Genomic DNA, 17,971 nt, shown 5'->3' on the forward strand with positions numbered 1-17,971 from the left:
TCATTCGGCCCGCATGGCTTGCAGCACCTAGACGCCCCGGGCCGCACGTGAACCCGCGCCGACCACCGTGCGGTTCTTGCCTTCGTGCTTGGCCTGATACAGCGCAAGGTCGGCGGCTTCGATCAGCGTGGTGGTCGGCACGTCGTGCACCGGATGCACCAGCGCGCCGCCGATGCTGACCGTTACGTAGTCGCCGGTGGACGAATGCAGGTGCGGCACCCGCAGGCTCTCGATCGCACCGCGGATCTTCTCTGCCAGCAGCTTCAACCCCTCGGCACTATTGCCGGGGAGCACGACGGCAAACTCCTCTCCGCCGAAACGCGCTGCCAGATCGCCGGGGCGGCCCAGGCACGCTTCCACCGTGCTGCCGATGCGCTTGAGCACCTCGTCCCCGGCCACATGGCCGTAGGTATCGTTGTAGAGCTTGAAGTTGTCGACATCGATCATCAGGAACGACAACGTCGTGCCCTCGCGTGCGCCGCGCCGCCATTCCGCGCTCAGGTATTCGTCGAGATAGCGGCGGTTGGCCAGCCCCGTCAGGCCATCGGAGTTGGTCAGGCGGCGCAGTTCCAGATTGGCTTCGAGCAACTGCTGCTGCGACTGGCGCAGCGCGCGGTACGCCTCGTCACGCTGCAGCAGGTTGACGTACGAGCGCGAGTGGTAACGGATGCGCGCCAGCAATTCGATGCGGTCGGGCAATTTGACAAGGTAATCGTTGGCGCCCGCTGCAAAGGCAGCGCTCTTGATGACCGGCTCCTCCTTGGTCGACAGCACGATGATCGGCACGTCGCGCAGCACCGGGTTGGCGCGATAGTCGCGCACCAGCGTCAGACCGTCGGTGCCCGGCATCACCAGGTCCTGCAGGATGACCGTGGGGCGCGTCTGGATGGCGGCGATCATCGCCTCGTCGGAGCGCGCGCAGTAGTGGAAATCAATACGATCTTCACTGCTCAGCGCCTGACGGATGGCCTCGGCCACGATGGCCTGATCGTCCACGAGCAGCACCATCACCGGTACATCGGCAGCTGCCGGCGTACGCAACAGCGCGCGTGCGGCCTCCAATGCGGCTTCCGCTGCAGGCATGGGCTTATTCTGGTCAGCTCCATCCGGATGATCCGGAATCTCATGTTGGTTGGTCATGTGATGCTCCCCGTTTCTGGTTATGTGTGTCATGGCGATGGCTCGTGCGTGCTTCAGGCGCGCACGAGCGCGATGAGTTCGTCGGCAATGCGGTCAAGCGGCAGGATGGCGCGCGCCGCATCCAGCGCAGCTGCAGCCTTGGGCATGCCATACACCGCGCTGGTGGCAGCGTCCTGCGCGATGGTGTGGTAACCCTTGGCGCGCATCGCCTTCAAGCCGATGGCGCCGTCCCGGCCCATGCCCGTAAGCAGCACACCGATGGCGCTGCCCCGCCAGTGCTCGACCACGCTGTGGAAGAACACGTCGACCGACGGCCGATAGGGCGTGCTGGCCGGCTCACGCGTGTAGCCGAAGGTACCGCCGGGCAGCACATGCATGTGGTCATTGGTGGCCGCGAGCAGCACCTCGCCTGCATGCGGGCGATCGCCTTCCACGGCCACGCGCACCTTCAGGGCGGTCTGGCCGTTCAGCCATTCGGCCATCCCGGCTGCGAAGGCCTGGTCAACGTGCTGAACCACCGCAATGCCCGCGGCAAACTCCGCTGGCAGTTTGCCCAGCACGGCGGCCAGCGCGGTGGGCCCTCCGGCAGAGGCGCCGATGGCCACCAAAGGCACCGCGCCGTCACGCGCGGGGGTGCCCACACACGGCCTCGGCGCCACGGGTTTATCCAGGAGGCGGCCGATCTGGTCGATCTTGGTGAGCAACGGGTGGTTGGCCTCGGCATCCGCGCCGCCGCCAAGCGTGGGCGTATCCACGGCGTCCAGCGCGCCGGCGCCCATCGCCTCGTACACGCGCCACGCGTTGGCACCCACGCTGCTGGTCACCACCAGGATCGCGCACGGGTTGCGCGACGCCATGATCCGTCGGGTGGCTTCCACGCCATCAAAGCGGGGCATGATCAGATCCATCAGCACCACGTCGGGCGGCTGCGCGGCACAAAATTCAACGGCCTGCGCCCCATCGGTCGCCACCCACAGCACGCGGTGCTCGGGCCGGCGTGCGATCGTGCGGCGCATGGCTTCAACGGCCAGCGGCATATCGTTGACGATGCCGATCTTCATGTCCGCGCTTCTCCAATCAGGTCGCGCACTGCGTCGAGCAGCGCTTCATCGTGGAAACTGCCTTTGGCGAGGTAGTAATCCGCTCCGGCATCCAGGCCGCGGCGGCGGTCTTCCTCGCGGTCCTTGTAGGACACCACCATCACGGGCAGCGCCTTGAGCGCGGCGTCACGCTTGATGAGCGTGACCAGTTCGATGCCATCCATGCGCGGCATGTCGATGTCGGTAACGACAAGGTCGAAGTCTGCGCCGCGCAAGGCGTTCCAACCGTCCATGCCGTCTACGGCCACGGTGACGGCGTAGCCGCGTTTTTCCAACAGCTTGCGTTCCAGCTCGCGCACCGTGAGCGAATCGTCCACCACCAGCACATGCTTGCGCTGCTGCACGGTCACGCCCTGCCCGCGCTGGACCTTGTCGAGCTGGCCGCCGCGCACGAGCTTGTCGACTGAACGCAGCAGGTCGTCGACATCGACGATCAGCACCGCATCGCCGTTTTCCATCAGCGCACCGGCGGCAATATCACGCACCTTGCCAAGCCGAGCATCCAGTGGCTGGACCACCAGCATGCGCTCACCCAGGAAGCGGTCGACAGCAATGCCGTATGTCTCAGCGCCCTCGCCAATCACGACCACCGGCACGCTCTCGCGCGCTTCGCCCGGGGGTTGCGTACCGAGCAACTGGTGCGCCGTCACCAATCCTGTCGGGCGGCCCTCGAATCGGAAATGCTGCTGGCCTTCGAGCATGTCGATCTCGGTGCGGGCCAGCTCAAGCGTGCGCCGCACGTAGGCCAGCGGAAACGCATACGCCTCGCCGCCCACGTCCACCAGCAGGCTGCGGATGACGGACAGCGTGAGCGGCAACTGCAGCATGAAGCGCGTGCCGTGCCCCGGCTCGTTGTGGATGCGGACGGTGCCGCGCACCGCCTTGACCATCTCGTGCACGGCATCGAGCCCGACACCACGTCCGGACACATCCGTCACCTGCTCGCGCATCGAGAAACCCGGCAGCAACAGGAAGTCGAGCAACTCGTGATCCGACAGGCGGCTGGCGGTATCGGCATCGGACAGACCGCGCCGCACCACTGCTGCGCGCACCGCCTCCAGGTCGATACCGGCACCATCATCGGCCACGGTAATCAGCAGTTTGCCGGCGCTGTGGCGCGCTTCCAGCGTGATGCCGGCTTCCGCTGGCTTGCCTTGTGCCTCGCGGGTTGCGGGCGTTTCCACGCCATGGTCGACGGCATTGCGCAGGAGGTGGCCAAGCGGTGCGTCAAGCATGTCGAGAATGTCTCGATCGACCTGCGTGGCCTCACCGACGATGGTCAAGCGCACCTGCTTGCCCAGTGAGCGCGCCAGGTCGCGCACCACGCGCGGATAGGCATGCGTCGCGTCGCCGAACGGCCGCATGCGGCATTGCAATGCCTCGTCGTACAGCTGCTGAGCAAGGTGTGTGCTGCGACGATCGAAGCGATCGAGATCGTCGATGTGCTCGCCCAGCGTCTGCTGCATGTGGCTGAGCATCTGGCGCACGTCGTTCAGCGCAGCGTGCATGTCGGCGTCGGCATGCCGGTCGAGCCGCTCGACCAGCGTTTCGTAAAGCGTGTCGAGCGCCAGCGCTGCCGCGCGGTGCGTGCGTTTGACGCGCAACATCGATTCGCCAAACGGCTTGAGCCAACGAGACTCCACCAGCGATTCACCCGACAGGCTCAGCAGGCGGTCAAGGTTGTCGGCGCGCACGCGCAGCATGCGATGCGGATCGCTTGTGCTGCCGATGGGCGCACGTTGCGGTGCGGGTGCAGCGGGCTGGGGCGGCGGCACCGCAGGCGCGGAGAGCGCCGCCACCTCGGCATTGAGCAGCGCCATCGCGGCCTGCAGCGTGGCGTCTTCGGTGGCGGGCTCCGGTTCGGCAAACGTTGTAGCTGCGCGTGCGACGGCGGCGCCCTCCGGCGCGGAAAACGCAGCCAGAACGGCATTGACCTCCGCTCGCGGCACCTGCCCGCCCGTAGCAGGCAGCCCCACACGCAGCAGCAGATCGGTGCCACGCAGCAGCACGTCGATATGGGCAGCGCTTAGTACCAGCGTGCCGTTCTGCGCGGCCACGAACCACTCTTCCATGCGGTGTGCAACGTCTACACCGTCCTGCAGGCCGACGATGCGCGCCGCGCCCTTGAGCGAATGTGCCGCACGCATGCAGGCTTCGAGCGCGGCGGCATCGGCGGGAGCACGCTCCAGCGTCAGCAGTCCGGTGGACAGCACACGTGTCTGCGTCTGCGCTTCTTCATGGAACAGCGCGAGCAACGATTGGCGGCCCAGATCGTCATCCATGCTCATCGCAGGCTCCGGGCAATCGAGTCGAACACGCGGTCGGTATCAAGCAAGCCAATGGTGGCATCGCGCCACGCCAGTACGCCGCGTGCGTGGGCCGTGGTCGCGTGCGTGAGGGTGGACGGCACCGGCAGCAGCGCGGTGGCCGGAAAGCGCAGCACGCCTTCCACTTCATCCACCGGGAAGACGGCCGGTTCATCCCGGTGCGCAGCCACCAAGAGCCGCGCATAACCATTGCGCCCGGCGTGCTTGCTGCCCGCTTGATCCAGCCCCAGCAGCTCACCCAGCGACACCGCCACCGTCAGTGCCCCGCGAATGTTGACCAGCCCCAGCACCACCCGGTTGCGCCGATGCGGCAACGTGTGGATGGCGCGCGGCGTATCGATCTGCCGCAGTGCGGTGGCCGGCAGCGCGAGCCATTCATCGGCGATACGGAATACGAGTACGGCCAACTCCGCGCCCGCCTGCTCCAGCGTACGCAGCGGCGCGGCCGTGCGATGCGCCAGCGCCGCGGCTTCCAGGTCGGCATCGCTCAGCGCGCGATCCAGCAGCGCGGCGGCCCCCTCTTCAAAGATGGGGCAGTTCAGGCAGCGCGCGTACTCAGGCAGGCGCGGGCAGGATTGATCGCCACGCGTGCCGATGCGGTTCCAGCAGTCATCTACGAGCGTGGTAACGCCCGCGTGGTCATGGACGGCGTGCGCCATGTCTTCCTCGTGAGTGCTCCGGGGCTCCGGAGAGTGCAGATGGGGTCTTGTCCTGGCGCGCCAGGGCGCGCTCCGCACGCAGCATGAGCTGGCGTGCGCCCACCGTATCGCCGGCAACGTCGAGCAGCGCGGCCAGGTGGGTCAGCGCCTCGTAATGCGCGGGTTCCAGGTACAGCGCCTTGCGGTAGAAATCCCCTGCATCCGCCTGGCGCCCGCGCGCATCGGCAATCAGGCCGAGCAGGTAGAACGTATCGGCCTCGGGGGCACGCAGGTTGGCGATCTCCAGCGCCACACGTTCGGCTTCATCAAGATTGCCAGCGTCGGCCAGCCGCCGTGCGTCGGCCACGGTGGGCGGCTCGCGCAGCACGGCCTCAATCTCTGGAATGGCGGGCAGTAACGGGCGTGCGGCGAGGCTCGGCGCCGGGTTCGGTCTGGGTGGCGCAGACACGCGCGCCGCCACGGGACGCACCGGTACGGATGGCAATGCCACGCCGGGCAATCCCACCACCGGAACCGCATGTTCGGGCGGCAGTGGCAAGCGAAACGGCAACGGCGTCCGCACGCCAGTTTCACCGGCTGCCATGCGTTGAAACGCAAACGCCAGCGGAATGCGCGCAGAGCTCATCGCATGACGCATCATCAGGCCCGTTTCCGCCGGGCCGACGAAGATCATGCCGTCTTCCGCCAGTTGTGAATCGAGCCGGCGAATCGCCTGATCCTGCGCATCGCGGTGAAAGTAGATCAGCACGTTGCGGCAGAAGATGAAGTCGTAGCGCGTGTCATCGGCCGGTGCGTCCGACAGGTTGGCTTGTGCAAAACGCACCAGCCCGCGCACGGTATCGCTCAACTGCCAGCCGCCGGCGGCTTCAGTGAAATGCCGGTCGCGAAAGGTCAGCGGATGGCCTCGGAATGCATTGCGCCCGTACACCCCACGCCGTGCCTGTTCAATGGCGCGCACGCTGATGTCGATCGCCTCAATGGTGAAGCGTGCGGGGTCGATGCCTGCATCGAGCAGCGCCATCGCTGCAGAGTACGGCTCTTCCCCCGTCGAGCACGGCGCACTCAGGATGCGCAGTACGCGCATCGGCTCGCGCGCAAGTTTTTCGCCCACCACGCGGGCAAGCGTGACAAAGGCCTCGCGGTCTCGGAAGAACCACGTCTCGGGCACGACCAGCGCTTCGATCAGGGCCTGCCGTTCTTCGGGCACAGTGTTCAGGCGCAGCCAGTATGCGTCCAGCGCCGCTGCGTCCACGGTGTTCGGCATGCCGCGCGTGGCCAGCATTGCGCGCGTGCGGTCCAGCACCGCGCGCTCCAGCGTGTTTGCACCGAGCGACGGCGCGTCAATGCCCGTCTCGTGCGAAAGCCAGGCTTCAAAGCGGGGATCAACGGCCACCATGATGCTCAGCCAACGGCTGCCGGAAACAGCAACGCACGCACGTGCGCGTCGAGCATCGCCTCGATATCGACCCGCTGCACCAGGCCGTCGTCCAGGCTTGCCACGGGACCGAGCCAGCGCGCATTGGGCGTGGCGACACCGCTGTCGGCAAAGTGCACTTCGTCGATACGTCGCGTGTGCGTTGCGTGCTCAAGCATCAGGCCCAGCAGCGGCGCCTCGTCGCCACGGATGCCGGATTCATAGCGCACCAGCACCAGCCGCGTGGAGCGCAATGGCCGCGCGGGGCGGCCCAAGGCAAGCTGAGGCACGTCGATCACCGGCACGGGCGCGCCATGCCGTTCGATCACGCCCGCCACCCAATCTGGCGCACCCGGAATCGACTTGGTGGCCGCCAAGGGCAGCACTTCGGCAATCTGCGCCACGTTGAGCGCATAGCGGTCGCCATCGAGCTGGAACAGGAGATAAAGCATGGCGATTCTCGCTACAGCAAAAACACCTCAATGCGGATGCGTTTCGGATCAGGCTTCGATCTTGAAACGCGACACGCCGGTACGAAGCTGGTTGGCCACCAACGTCAGGTCATCAATCGCCTGCGACGATTGGCGCAGCGACTCCGCCGTCTGCTGCGCGGCTTCGGACAACTGCGACAGCGCCTGCGTAATCTGCTCGGCGCCAGTGGCCTGCGTCTGCATGCCTTCGTTCACCATCTGGAAGCGCGGCGCGAGCGTCTGCACTTCGGTAATGATCTGCGAGAGCTGTGTGCCGACCTGCTGCACATCACGCATGCCGCGCCGCACCTCTTCCGAGAACTTGTCCATACCCATCACGCCGGCGGAGACGGCCGACTGGATTTCCTTGACCGTCTGCTCGATGTCGTAGGTGGCAACTGCTGTCTGGTCGGCCAGTCGGCGGATTTCCGTGGCCACCACCGCAAAGCCGCGGCCGTATTCGCCGGCCTTCTCCGCCTCGATCGCAGCATTCAACGACAGCAGGTTCGTCTGGTCAGCCACCTTGGTGATGGTCGAGACCACCTGGTTGATGTTGGTCGCCTTTTCATTGAGGATCGCCAGCTTGGCGTTGACCGAACCTGCCGCTTCCATCACGCCGCGCATGGTGTCTTCCATGCGCGTGAGGCCGCTCTGGCTGGCGCCGGCCAGCGTGGCGGATTGCTCGGCCACGCTCGATACCTCGTTCATCGTGCGCAGCAGGTCACGCGAGGTGGCAAATATCTCGCGCGACGTTGCGCCGATCTCGGTGGTGGTGGCGGCGGTCTCGGCGGCTGTGGCCTGCTGCTCCTTGGACGTGGCGGCAATCTCGGCCACGGACGTCGTCACCTGCAGGGAAGATTTCTGGGCCTGCGACACCAGGCTCGCCAGCTCTTCGGCCATGCGGTTGAAGCCTTCTTCCAGTGTGCCGAATTCATCGTTGCGGCGCAGATCGAGCCGGCCAGACAGGTTACCGGTGCGCATGTCATCGTGCGCATCCACCACACGGGCCATCGGCACCGTAATCGCCTTGAACAGCGCATAGCCCAACACCAGCGCGGCGAGCAACACCACGCCAAGCGCCACGGCCAGCGTCACCTCGGTGCTCTGTACGGAGCTGCGAATCTGCTGCGCCGATTGGTCGGCTGCCGCACGGTTGTCCGTCACGAGCTGCTCGGCAACCTTCACGGCCTCTTCCCAGGCAGGAATGGCACGTTGCGCCACAACCTGTGCAGCTGGCCTGGATTTGGCGGCCTGTTGCACAGCGTCGTTGAACATGGCCAGGTATTTGTCGATGGCGGCGCGATACACGCCAAACCGCTGGCGGTCATCCTCGCGGAAGATGGTGGCCTCGTAGGCGGTCGAGTATTGATCCAGCTCCCGCACGCTTTTGGCCGCACGGTCCAGGTCGCGCCGCACGGCATCTGCATCGGTATCGACAAACAATGCACGTTCGAGCATCGCCTGGCTGTTGCGCGTGGCCGCGCGCAGCGATGTCGACAAATACAAACCCGGTACCGAGTCGCGCTCCAGGCTCATCGCCTCTTCGTCAATCGCGCGAAGCCGCGTGTACGACACCGCCGCCATGATGACCATCAAAACGAACAGCGCACCGAAGCTCAAGACGATGCGGTTGCCGAGTGAGAAGCGGCCGCCGCGAAGCATGCCTGACAGGGTTGCGTTGCTGATGCGGGGCGTCGCAGAGACCATGTTTGAAACCTAGAAGAAGCCGACAAGAAAGCCGTGGCGAAAAAGACGTGACAGCGGCACGGAGCGCGCCACACAGGACTGTTTGGAATGGTAAAGGAACGTATCGGTCACCGGAACCGAAACCTTTGTGATTCCGCGTCAATACAAGGGGAAGCCCGTGCCGGGACAAGATTGACGCGCCGCCCCATTGAGCACATGCGCGCACATGGGCGGCGTCTGCGCGGTGGTCTCAACCGCCCCGCAGGGCCTGCGCAAACGCTTGCACCACGTCGGCAGAGGCGTCGGTGATGGCCCAGTAGCCCATGCCGGCAGTGCGCCAGACCATCAACTGGTAGCCGCGCTCGGTGCGCAGCGTGGGCTCGGTGTCGCTGCCGGCCTCGGGGCGTACATACAAGTCGACGGGATGCTTCGCGGAGCGGTAGACCAGCACCGCCACCGGACGCCCGTCGATGTAGTCCAACCGGCCGCCGATCAGCGGGAAACCCCGAGCGGCGAGGTCGACGACCGGCGGCGCATAGTCAATACGGCCGTTGAACCACGGCTTGACCGTGTGGCGATCGGACGACAGTACATCGGTCTCCCGCGCCCCCAGCAGCGCCCGCACATGGCTGGCGGTGATGTCGTGCGCTGTGAGCGCCGCCGCATCGGGCCGGCCAACCAGCACGCCCACACCAAGTGCTACCGCTGCGAGCGCGCCTGCGCCCAGTCCCAAGCCGAGCCCGCGAGATGGCGTGACCAACCAGTTGGCCATGCGCTGCCATGGTGACTCCATGCGGCGCGGCGCGCGCGCGCGAGTCGATTCGGCCTGCACGCCAGCCTCCGCTCGCACGGCCTGCAATACACGCTGGCTCAATCCTGCGGGCGCCTTCGTGTACAACGCCGGCGCGCGCAGCCCCTGGCGCAGTGCACGCACCACGCCATCGTGACGCGCGGCGATGTCGGTGCAAGCGGCGCATGTGGCCAGATGCGCCTCCATGCGCAGGCTGTCGGCCGCACCGAGTTCGCCATCGGCGCGGGCAGCCAGCAGCGCGCGGATGTCGTCACAGTTCATGGCGGAACTCCTTGGTGCTGTTTCCCAGGCCGCCCGATGCGCGGATGGGCGTCACATTGGTGCGCAGCGGCGCGTTGTCTTCCGTGAGCAGGCGGGCGAGTTGCTGCCGAGCACGCGCCAGCCGTGACATCACCGTGCCGATGGGCGCGTCGACCACGGCGGCTATGTCGCGGTACGGCAGGTCCTCCAGTTCGCGCAGCACGAGCACCTCGCGATACGGCACCGGCAACTGCGCCAGCGCGGCATGCACGCGGCGCACGTCGTCGATGCGGGCAAGCAGCGCGGCCGGGTCGACGCCGTAGCTGGTGCTGTCGTCGTTGCTCTGGCAGGCGGCCGCGTCGTCATCCCACGGCTGGGCCGGGGCCTGTTTGCGGCGGGCACATTCCGAGAACCACGTGTTGCGCACGATGGCCAGCAGCCACGGGCGGCCATCGCCGCCGCGAAACCCGCCAAACAGCCGGAATGCGCGCAGGCAGGCTTCCTGGACGATGTCGTCTGCGTCTTGCGCGTCGCCCGAGAGCCAGCGCGCCAGGTTGTAGGCGGCATCGACATGCGGCAACACCGCCTGCGCAAAGCGCTGGGCGTCGGTGGGCAGATCGAGCGTGGGGTCTGACAGGTCGGGCATAACGGCCTGGAGGCAGTTGACCTCCGTATACCGGGGCGCAATCCAGTTTATTCCCGCCCCGAAGAAATTTTGTGGAAACGCCAATCTTGTGGAATACGCGGGCACCCCGGCCGGTATGACAGACAGGACCGGCGCTTCCGTCATTGCCCTCGCGCTGGACTGCTACCCAACTCAGTCATCTATTGCAGGGGACACCCATGAGCAAGCAACCCGGACGACGCCAGTTCCTGCAACTGGCCGCGGTCGGCGGTCTGGTGTACGCATCGGGCCTGCCCGGCTGGCAGGCGATGGCCGCCACCGCGCGCACCGCCGGCGCCAAGCCAGACGATTTCTATTTCGTGCAGTTATCCGACACGCACTGGGGTTTCAAGGGCGCGCCCAACCCGGATTCGCAAGGCACGCTGCCCAAGGCGATTGCGGCGGTGAATGCGCTGTCGCCCGCGCCCGACTTTGTCATCTTCACGGGCGACCTCAGCCACATCAGCGACGACCCCGCCGAGCGCCGCAAACGCCTGGCCGAGTTTCGCGACATTGCCGCGCAGATCAAGGTGCCGGTGGTGCACTACATGCCGGGCGAGCACGATGCCTCGCTCGACAACGGCGAGGCCTATATCGAACTCTTCGGCCGCACGCACTATTCGTTCGATCACAAGGGCGTGCACTTCATCGCCATCGACAACGTGTCCGACCCATCGGCGCGTGTGGGCGAAGCTCAGCTCGCGTGGCTGGCGGCGGATGTGCGCTCCGTACCGGAGCACACGCCTATCGTCGTGTTCACGCATCGGCCGCTGTTCGATCTGTACCCGCAATGGGATTGGGCCACGCGCGATGGCCAGCAGGTCATCGACCTGTTGATGCCGCACCCGAACGTGACGGTGTTCTACGGCCACATCCACCAGGAGCATCACCACATGACCGGGCATATCGCGCACCACTCGGCGCGCTCGCTGATGTTCCCGCTACCCGCGCCACCCGCGCCAGGCTCGCAGGCCAAGCGCAACCCGGTCCCGTGGGATGCCGCCGCGCCCTACCGGGGCCTGGGCTGGCGCAGCATCACCGAGCACGGCAAGCAGGACGCCGCCACCTGGGCGCTCGCCGAACAGCCAATCCAGGCGAACACCAAAGCCAACACCATCACCAAGACGCCGGAGACCACCTGACATGCGCCCTCTCATTGCACACAACCCCAAGCGCCGGCTGGCGCTGCGCCAGTTCACCGTGCTCGCAGCGGGTGCGGCGCTCGCCTGTGTTGCGCACGGCGAGGGCCCGACGGTCATCCGCGTGCACGCGCGCAAGTTCACGTTCACGCCAGACAAGATCACGCTCAAGCGCGGTGTGCCGGTGGTCTTCGAACTGACCGGGCAGGACATCCTGATGGGTTTTTCGATTCCGGATTTCAACGTACGGGCCGACGTGGTGCCGGGTCAAACCGTGCGGCTGGCGCTTACGCCCGACAAGACAGGCACGTTCGATTTCCTGTGCGACATCTTCTGCGGCTCGGGCCACGAGACGATGAATGGAACGTTGACCGTCACCTGAAGCGCATCACGCGACACTCAACGCAAAACGCCCCGAACAGGTCGGGGCGTTTGCATCTGCGAGCGCGGTTTTAGGCCAGCGCGCCCCGCTCGGTCAGGGTCAGCAGCAGCTCGTCGAGGCGCTCCAGGGTGGAGGTCATGCCCTCCTTCATACCCATGTCGATGACCTTCTGCACATCCTCCGGCGAGTTGTACAGCACCACAGTGGTCACAAGGGTGCGTGCGTTCGCATCGGTAAAGGTGACATCCCAGCGTGCGCGGGGCAGATCCGGATTGACCGCGCCGGTTTCATCAGAAAAGGCGTCAAGAACCGCATAGCCGTCGATCGGGTTGATCTTCTGATAGTCCTGACGGCTCCAGAACGACTGTCCATCAGGGGTGATCATGGCGTAGTGCCAGTAGCCGCCCTCCTTGAATTCCATATGCTTGGTCTTGGTGGCGAGCGGCTTGGGCGCAAACCACTGATCGAGCAGTTCGCGCTTCGTATGGCAATCCCACACAAGCTGGCGCTTCGCCGCGAACTCTCGCCTCACCGTGAGGCTGCTCTTTTGCATGTCGACCACGAAATCAAACCGAAGATCAGCCTTCATTGCCTTCTCCTTGGAGTTTCTCTAAGAGGTTGTCCAGATTGCCGTACCTGCTTGCCCAGATCGCGTGCTGTTGCTCAAACCAGCGCTCGGCGGCAGCCAGCTTCTTGCGCTCGAGCATGCACGTCCGGATTCGTCCGCTCTTTTCCGAGCGGACCAGCCCGACGCCTTCCAGCACCCGCATGTGCTTCATGAACGACGGCAGCGCCATGTCGAATGGCTCTGCCAGTTCACTCACCGTCGCGGGTCCTTCGCCGAGCCGTTGAATAACCGCCCTGCGCGTTGGGTCCGAAAGCGCGTGAAATACCGCGTCTAGCGCAATTCCATTGTTATCCATTTGGCTAACTATATACGTGAGAATGCTTTGATGCAACAGAGCTCGAGAGCGTGTTGTGACGTAGGCGGTTGGCCCGTCAGCATGAACACACTCCCATGCTAGGATGACCTTCCCCCCGGCAGCCGCCACACCGCACATGACGACCATCTACGCGACCCTCGGCGTGCAGCCGAACGCGACCCTGGACGAAATCAAGCGCGCTTACCGCCGCGCCGCAATGAAGTGGCACCCAGACCGCAACCCCGGCCGCGAAGCCGAGGCCTATGCGGCGTTCCAGGAAATCCGCGAGGCCTACGCCATCCTCTCCGATGCTGAACAGCGCCGGGTCTACGACGAGGTATTCGCGCAGGAAATGCAGCGCTGGCAAGCCGAGCAAGAGGCACAGGAAGCACAGGAGCGGGAAGCGCAACGCGAGCGCGAACGCCTTGCGCAGGCGCATTACGAAAAGATGGTCGCCATCGCGATGCGCTTTGCCGACGACGGCCACAATCGCGACGTCCTGTTCGGCGTGCTGCTTGGCCGGGACTGCGATGCAGAACTTGCCGCGCGCATTGCCGACAGCGTGTGGGCTTTGCAGGAAGCACGACGCGACACCGCGGCCACCACAGACACGCCCGACAGCGAAGCGACGCCCCAACCCGATGAGGCGACTTCGCCCCAGCGGCACGCGAGCGCGTTCGAGTCGTTCTGGCAAGGGTTGTTTGGTCTGCGGCAATAGTTGCAGATGCCAGACGCCGCGTAGAGAAAGCAATCGAATGCGCGGGCACCGCTCACATGCAAATGGTGGCGGCGATCAAGCATGTCGGGCACTCGACGGCCCCGGCCATATCGTTGAGAATCCGGGCGATATTTCGGCTGCTATTGCGTGCCGTTGGCATGTGGAGAATCAATGCGAATCGATGTACAGATCGTCAGGTCGTTGACTGACGGAGAGAGCGGGGGAAACCCCGCGGGGGTTGTGATTGACGCTGATGCGCTCTACGTTAACCAGAAGCGGGAAGTTGCCAGGCAAGTCGGGTTATCAGAAACAGCCTTCGTGTCGAAGTCGGGCATAGCGACGATCAAACTCGAGTTCTTTACGCCAACGCGCCAGATTGCTCACTGCGGACACGCGACGATTGCGACCTTCTCGCTGCTGAGGAAGCTCGGTAGGGTCGCCGATGGAAGTCTGTCAAAAGAGACGATCGATGGCTGCAGGACCGTTCTCGTTGACGGTGACGTTATCTTGATGCAACAGCAGCCTCCCGTGTATCACCCAATCAAGCAGGAATCCGATCTCGCTGCGCGAATTGCAAGATCGATTGGGATGAAGCTGGAGGACATCTATGGCATGGCAGAACCGACCGTGGTCAACACGGGCAACAGCTTTCTTATCGTTGCGTTGCCCGACGAATACTCCGTCGCTGCAATCCGCCCGGATCAACGGGCGATCGAAGCGATTAGCGAGGAACTCGACCTGATCGGCTATTACCTCTTTTCGACATCAACGCGGACTGCTGATCGTCAAGCAAGAGCGCGCATGTTCGCACCAAGATTCGGGATTCATGAAGAGTCGGCAACCGGCACAGCAGCAGGCTCTTTGGCTTGCTTTCTATACGAGAAAATGGGCGTCAAGCACCGGGTGATGACAATAGAACAAGGACAACTGATGCTGCCGCCATCTCCGAGTGCGATCAAAGTGATTCTCGATATTCAGGAAGGCACGATCGCTGGATTGATGGCCGGAGGGACCGCGACATTGGAGCAGTCTGTGAGGGTAGATGTCTGACTGTGGGGTCGGTGACGGACTGCCCGACATACGCCAATTCTGATTTATAGTTTCGCCCCTGCTCAGACGAAGCAGCCATCGGTACACTCTGCGCCATCGTTTTCCGTGCCATAGAGAAAGCGATCGAGGCTTGGAACCCTCGGACATAACGGGCAAGCGCCGAGCATAGGTGCTTGTCCTCAACCGCTATGGCTTGGCTTCGTCTCCCTCATTGGGCGAGCCAGGCTTGTACGGCTTCGGCCGTGCCGATCGTTATGTCTCGGTGTTCCAAACCTGCCTGTGCTCGCCCACCCCTCCCCAAGGGTTGGGCGCGGTTCCGTTCATCACATGAAGAGGAATGCCGTGACCCGCTCGGTCTCCCACGCCGCCAGCTCACACGCGGTGTTCAATCGCAACGCTGCCGGCAACGCATGCGCAACAAGCGCGGCCCATACGCCGGAACACCTCCAGCAACAACGCTGACTTCATGGGCGACCCAGGCGCATGAGGTCTGCTGGTGCCGATGTTGCAGCATCGGTGCCGGGGCTTGCCTGGGCTCGCCCGCCCTTTGCCCGCTGTGAAGCACGTCACGCATCCACGACTTCGGTCGTAATGCAGACAACGTCGATACTCGCCGCGGATTGAACGTTCGACCGCAAGGAGTCCGTCGACTCGCCATCAACATGTGAATTCTTGTTGGGTTGATAGAAGTCGGAGACCGCGCAAGCTAGCCTTGCCAGTTCTCCCGCGTTGGCTGCCGGTCGGCTCATTGCCAAGCGCGGATTCCATGACTTCTGTTGGAACGCCGCCCATGGGCAACCGTCTTGCTTTGCTGAATACGCGCACAGTGTCCGTCACGGGCCACGGCCTGCCAGAAATTCTGGGCAAACCGGCGCTGGTGTTCTCCAAGCTCTCCGGCACCGAGCGGCTGTGCGAACTGTTCGAATACGAAATCGAACTCAAGACCCCCGACGAACGCAACGTCCTCTACGGCCCGGCCGCCAACCTCGACACCAACGCCCTGCGCGGCCAGGAACTCACTGTCACCATCGCGTTGGACGGCACCGACGCCGGCACCCGACAAATCAGCGGGCTTGTCACCGACATCGTCGGTCCCACCCCGGTCAATGGTGGCCGCCAACTCAAATATCGTCTCACGCTGCGCCCCTGGCTTTGGCTTGCCACGCTCAACCGCGACACACGCATCTTTCAGCAGCAGACCGTGGTGGAGATTCTGGATGCGCTGCTGGGTGGCTACATCTTCCCCGTCGAACGCCGGCTCGACATCGCCCGCTACCCCAGGCGCGACTACCAGGTCCAATACAACGAAAGCGACTTCGAGTTCTTCCAGCGCCTGACGCAGGAATGGGGCATCGCCTGGCACATCGAGCACTCGGGCGGCAAACATCGTTTGGTGCTCACCGACGGCAACGGCGCGTTTGGTCCATTCGCCAGCCCCGCCTACCAGACCATCCGCTGGCAGCCGTCTTCCGACCGCATCGACGAAGAACACCTGCACACCTTCGAGCTGCACGACAAAGTCGTCTCGGGCCAATGGGCGGCCACCGACTACGACTTCGTCAAGCCGAGCGCCGACCTCACCGTCCGCGCCGCCGATCCGCTCGATACGGCCCACGCCAATGCCGAAGTGCGCGAATGGCCCGGTGACCACAGCCAGCCTACTACCGGAAACGACCCTTGGAAGGAAGGCGACCAGATCGCCCGCATGCGCATGGAGGCCCTGCGCCAGCACGGCCGCCGAGCCCGGGGTGCCGGTAACGTGCGTGCGATGGTCCCAGGCTGCACCTTCACCCTCACGCACTTCGTCCAGAGCGAGGCCAACCGCGAATACCTCATCGTTGGCGCCCAGCTTCTGATTGAGGACGTACCCGAATCTTCTGGCGGCAATCCAGCGTGGCGCTGCGAAGTGAGCTTCACCGCCCAGCCCAGCAACGAGCTCTTCCGCCCCGAGCGCACCCAGCCCAAGCCGAGGACAACCGGGCCCCAAACGGCCACCGTCGTAGGTCCGGAGAACCAGGAGGTCTGGAGCGACGAATACGGCCGCGTCAAGGTGCAGTTCCACTGGGACCGCATCGGTCAACGCAATGCAAACAGTTCCTGCTGGGTGCGAACATCGTCTCCCTGGCAGGGTGAGCGCTTCGGCGCCATCCAGATTCCACGCATTGGGCAAGAAGTCATTGTCGACTTCCTCAATGGCGATCCGGATTGCCCGATTATTACCGGGCGCGTCCCTAATCGGGAGAACATGCCCCAGTGGCCCATGCCAGGGCACCATGCGCTCTCTGGTTTCGTCAGCAAGGAATTGCACGGGGGTAGGACCAACACCTTTGTCCAGGACGACACCCAAGGCCAAATCCAGACGCAGCTGCAGAGCGACCACCAGAACTCCAGCCTGAGCCTGGGGTTCATCACTCGCATCCTGCGCGGCACCGGACGCCAGGACAAACGTGGCGAAGGACTGGAAGCACGCACCGATGGCCACGCTGCAGTACGTGCCGCACTGGGCTTGCTTCTGACCACCCTCCGCCGCCCAGAGGCCGAGGGTGGCATGATGAGCGTGGAGGACGTGATCGGCTTCGTGCAGGAAGCGCTAACTTTGGCGGACTCGCTCGGGCAAAGCGCGGTCAATGGGCAAGCCCAAACTGGTGAGCAACAGGACGTAGCGAAGGTGCTGCACAGGCAGGTCGGTGCCATCAAGGGCGGCGGCAAACTGGCCGAATTCAGTGAACCTCATATCACGGTAGCAAGCCAGGCCGGCATTCTCACGTCAGCCCCAGGCACCACTCATATCGCCAGCGGTGAGCATATCGCGCTCACGAGTGGGCAGCACCTGTCCTTCTCTTCCGGTGGCGGCATGTATGCCACCGCGACCGAACGCTTCTCGTTGTTCGTGCAGCGCGGCGGCATCAAGTTGTTCTCCGCCAAGGGCAAGGTCGAGATGCAAGCGCAATCCGACGCCATGGCCCTGCTAGCGCAGAAGGTGCTGCGCATCCTGTCAACGACAGACTGGGTTGAGATCAGCGGGCAGAAGGGCATCCGCCTGAACGTCGGCGGGAACGAAATCCGCATCACCCCCGAAGGCATCGAAAGCCTCTCGCAAGGCAAATGGGCCGTGTACTCGGCCAGCAAGCTGCTGACCGGGCCGAAGACAGCGGCCTACGCCATGCCCACTACCAAAATCTGTGCACACCTCGCAGCCGGGGCCGCCACGAACGGCGCGGGCGCTGTACCCATTCAGTAAGAAGCGG

16 protein-coding genes are annotated in these 17,971 nt (G+C 64.5%); 5 read left to right on the top strand and 11 right to left on the bottom strand.

The genetic code is table 11. The annotated features are described in order from the left end of the window. Positions 1 to 27: 27 nt before the first annotated feature. From ACTJK6_RS19625 to ACTJK6_RS19665, 9 genes are all read right to left on the bottom strand, one after another. Positions 28 to 1,083: a diguanylate cyclase domain-containing protein gene (locus ACTJK6_RS19625; RefSeq protein WP_440840051.1), complete on the bottom strand. Its 1,056-nt coding sequence runs from the start codon at positions 1,081 to 1,083 to the stop codon at positions 28 to 30. A gap of 110 nt (positions 1,084 to 1,193) precedes the next feature. Then, a complete protein-coding gene (locus ACTJK6_RS19630) occupies positions 1,194 to 2,201 on the bottom strand; it encodes a chemotaxis response regulator protein-glutamate methylesterase (protein WP_316869246.1) in 1,008 nt (335 codons plus the stop codon). Then, a complete protein-coding gene (locus ACTJK6_RS19635; RefSeq protein WP_440839907.1) occupies positions 2,198 to 4,528 on the bottom strand; it encodes a hybrid sensor histidine kinase/response regulator in 2,331 nt (776 codons plus the stop codon). The genes ACTJK6_RS19630 and ACTJK6_RS19635 overlap by 4 nt, the downstream gene beginning before the upstream one ends. Then, entirely contained in the window at positions 4,525 to 5,226 is a 702-nt protein-coding gene (locus tag ACTJK6_RS19640) for a chemotaxis protein CheW (protein ID WP_253540744.1), read from the bottom strand. The genes ACTJK6_RS19635 and ACTJK6_RS19640 overlap by 4 nt, the downstream gene beginning before the upstream one ends. Further along, complete coding sequence (locus ACTJK6_RS19645) at positions 5,207 to 6,622, bottom strand: CheR family methyltransferase (RefSeq protein WP_440475938.1); 1,416 nt, start codon at positions 6,620 to 6,622, stop codon at positions 5,207 to 5,209. Before ACTJK6_RS19645 ends, ACTJK6_RS19640 begins: the two co-directional genes overlap by 20 nt. A 5-nt stretch (positions 6,623 to 6,627) precedes the next feature. Then, complete coding sequence (locus ACTJK6_RS19650; RefSeq protein ID WP_232038854.1) at positions 6,628 to 7,092, bottom strand: chemotaxis protein CheW; 465 nt, start codon at positions 7,090 to 7,092, stop codon at positions 6,628 to 6,630. A 48-nt stretch (positions 7,093 to 7,140) separates the two neighbouring features. Further along, positions 7,141 to 8,817 (bottom strand): methyl-accepting chemotaxis protein, encoded by a 1,677-nt coding sequence (locus tag ACTJK6_RS19655; RefSeq protein ID WP_260801078.1) that lies wholly within the window; start codon positions 8,815 to 8,817, stop codon positions 7,141 to 7,143. Between the two features lie 229 nt (positions 8,818 to 9,046). Further along, complete coding sequence (locus ACTJK6_RS19660; RefSeq protein WP_343619681.1) at positions 9,047 to 9,868, bottom strand: anti-sigma factor family protein; 822 nt, start codon at positions 9,866 to 9,868, stop codon at positions 9,047 to 9,049. Further along, complete coding sequence (locus ACTJK6_RS19665) at positions 9,858 to 10,493, bottom strand: RNA polymerase sigma factor (RefSeq protein WP_232038851.1); 636 nt, start codon at positions 10,491 to 10,493, stop codon at positions 9,858 to 9,860. Before ACTJK6_RS19665 ends, ACTJK6_RS19660 begins: the two co-directional genes overlap by 11 nt. A gap of 197 nt (positions 10,494 to 10,690) precedes the next feature. Here ACTJK6_RS19665 and ACTJK6_RS19670 point away from each other — a divergent pair, with 197 nt between their 5' ends. Beyond that, positions 10,691 to 11,653, top strand: coding sequence for a metallophosphoesterase family protein (locus ACTJK6_RS19670; RefSeq protein WP_232038850.1), 963 nt, complete (start codon positions 10,691 to 10,693; stop codon positions 11,651 to 11,653). 1 nt (position 11,654) lies between these two features. After that, positions 11,655 to 12,032 carry a cytochrome c oxidase subunit II gene (locus ACTJK6_RS19675; RefSeq protein ID WP_322017939.1) on the top strand — a complete coding sequence of 126 codons (378 nt, stop codon included), beginning with the start codon at positions 11,655 to 11,657 and terminating at the stop codon, positions 12,030 to 12,032. A gap of 70 nt (positions 12,033 to 12,102) precedes the next feature. Here ACTJK6_RS19675 and ACTJK6_RS19680 read toward each other — a convergent pair whose 3' ends face one another. Both ACTJK6_RS19680 and ACTJK6_RS19685 read right to left on the bottom strand, forming a co-directional pair. Further along, complete coding sequence (locus ACTJK6_RS19680; protein WP_440839908.1) at positions 12,103 to 12,621, bottom strand: SRPBCC family protein; 519 nt, start codon at positions 12,619 to 12,621, stop codon at positions 12,103 to 12,105. Next, a complete protein-coding gene (locus ACTJK6_RS19685; protein ID WP_440839909.1) occupies positions 12,611 to 13,102 on the bottom strand; it encodes an ArsR/SmtB family transcription factor in 492 nt (163 codons plus the stop codon). Before ACTJK6_RS19685 ends, ACTJK6_RS19680 begins: the two co-directional genes overlap by 11 nt. Between ACTJK6_RS19685 and ACTJK6_RS19690 the strand changes: the two genes are divergently transcribed. The 3 genes from ACTJK6_RS19690 (at position 13,092) to ACTJK6_RS19700 (ending at position 17,964) form a co-directional block, all read left to right on the top strand. Further along, positions 13,092 to 13,673, top strand: coding sequence for a J domain-containing protein (locus tag ACTJK6_RS19690; RefSeq protein WP_440839910.1), 582 nt, complete (start codon positions 13,092 to 13,094; stop codon positions 13,671 to 13,673). The genes ACTJK6_RS19685 and ACTJK6_RS19690 overlap by 11 nt on opposite strands. Before the next feature lie 171 nt (positions 13,674 to 13,844). Continuing rightward, positions 13,845 to 14,723 (top strand): PhzF family phenazine biosynthesis protein, encoded by an 879-nt coding sequence (locus ACTJK6_RS19695; RefSeq protein ID WP_440839911.1) that lies wholly within the window; start codon positions 13,845 to 13,847, stop codon positions 14,721 to 14,723. A 748-nt stretch (positions 14,724 to 15,471) separates the two neighbouring features. After that, the gene (locus ACTJK6_RS19700) at positions 15,472 to 17,964 is read left to right on the top strand and encodes a type VI secretion system Vgr family protein (RefSeq protein WP_440839912.1); all 2,493 of its coding nucleotides are present in this window, start codon (positions 15,472 to 15,474) and stop codon (positions 17,962 to 17,964) included. The last annotated feature ends 7 nt before the right edge of the window (positions 17,965 to 17,971 follow it).

This window comes from Ralstonia sp. 22086, from assembly GCF_052045975.1.
GTDB classification, from domain to species: domain Bacteria; phylum Pseudomonadota; class Gammaproteobacteria; order Burkholderiales; family Burkholderiaceae; genus Ralstonia; species Ralstonia wenshanensis.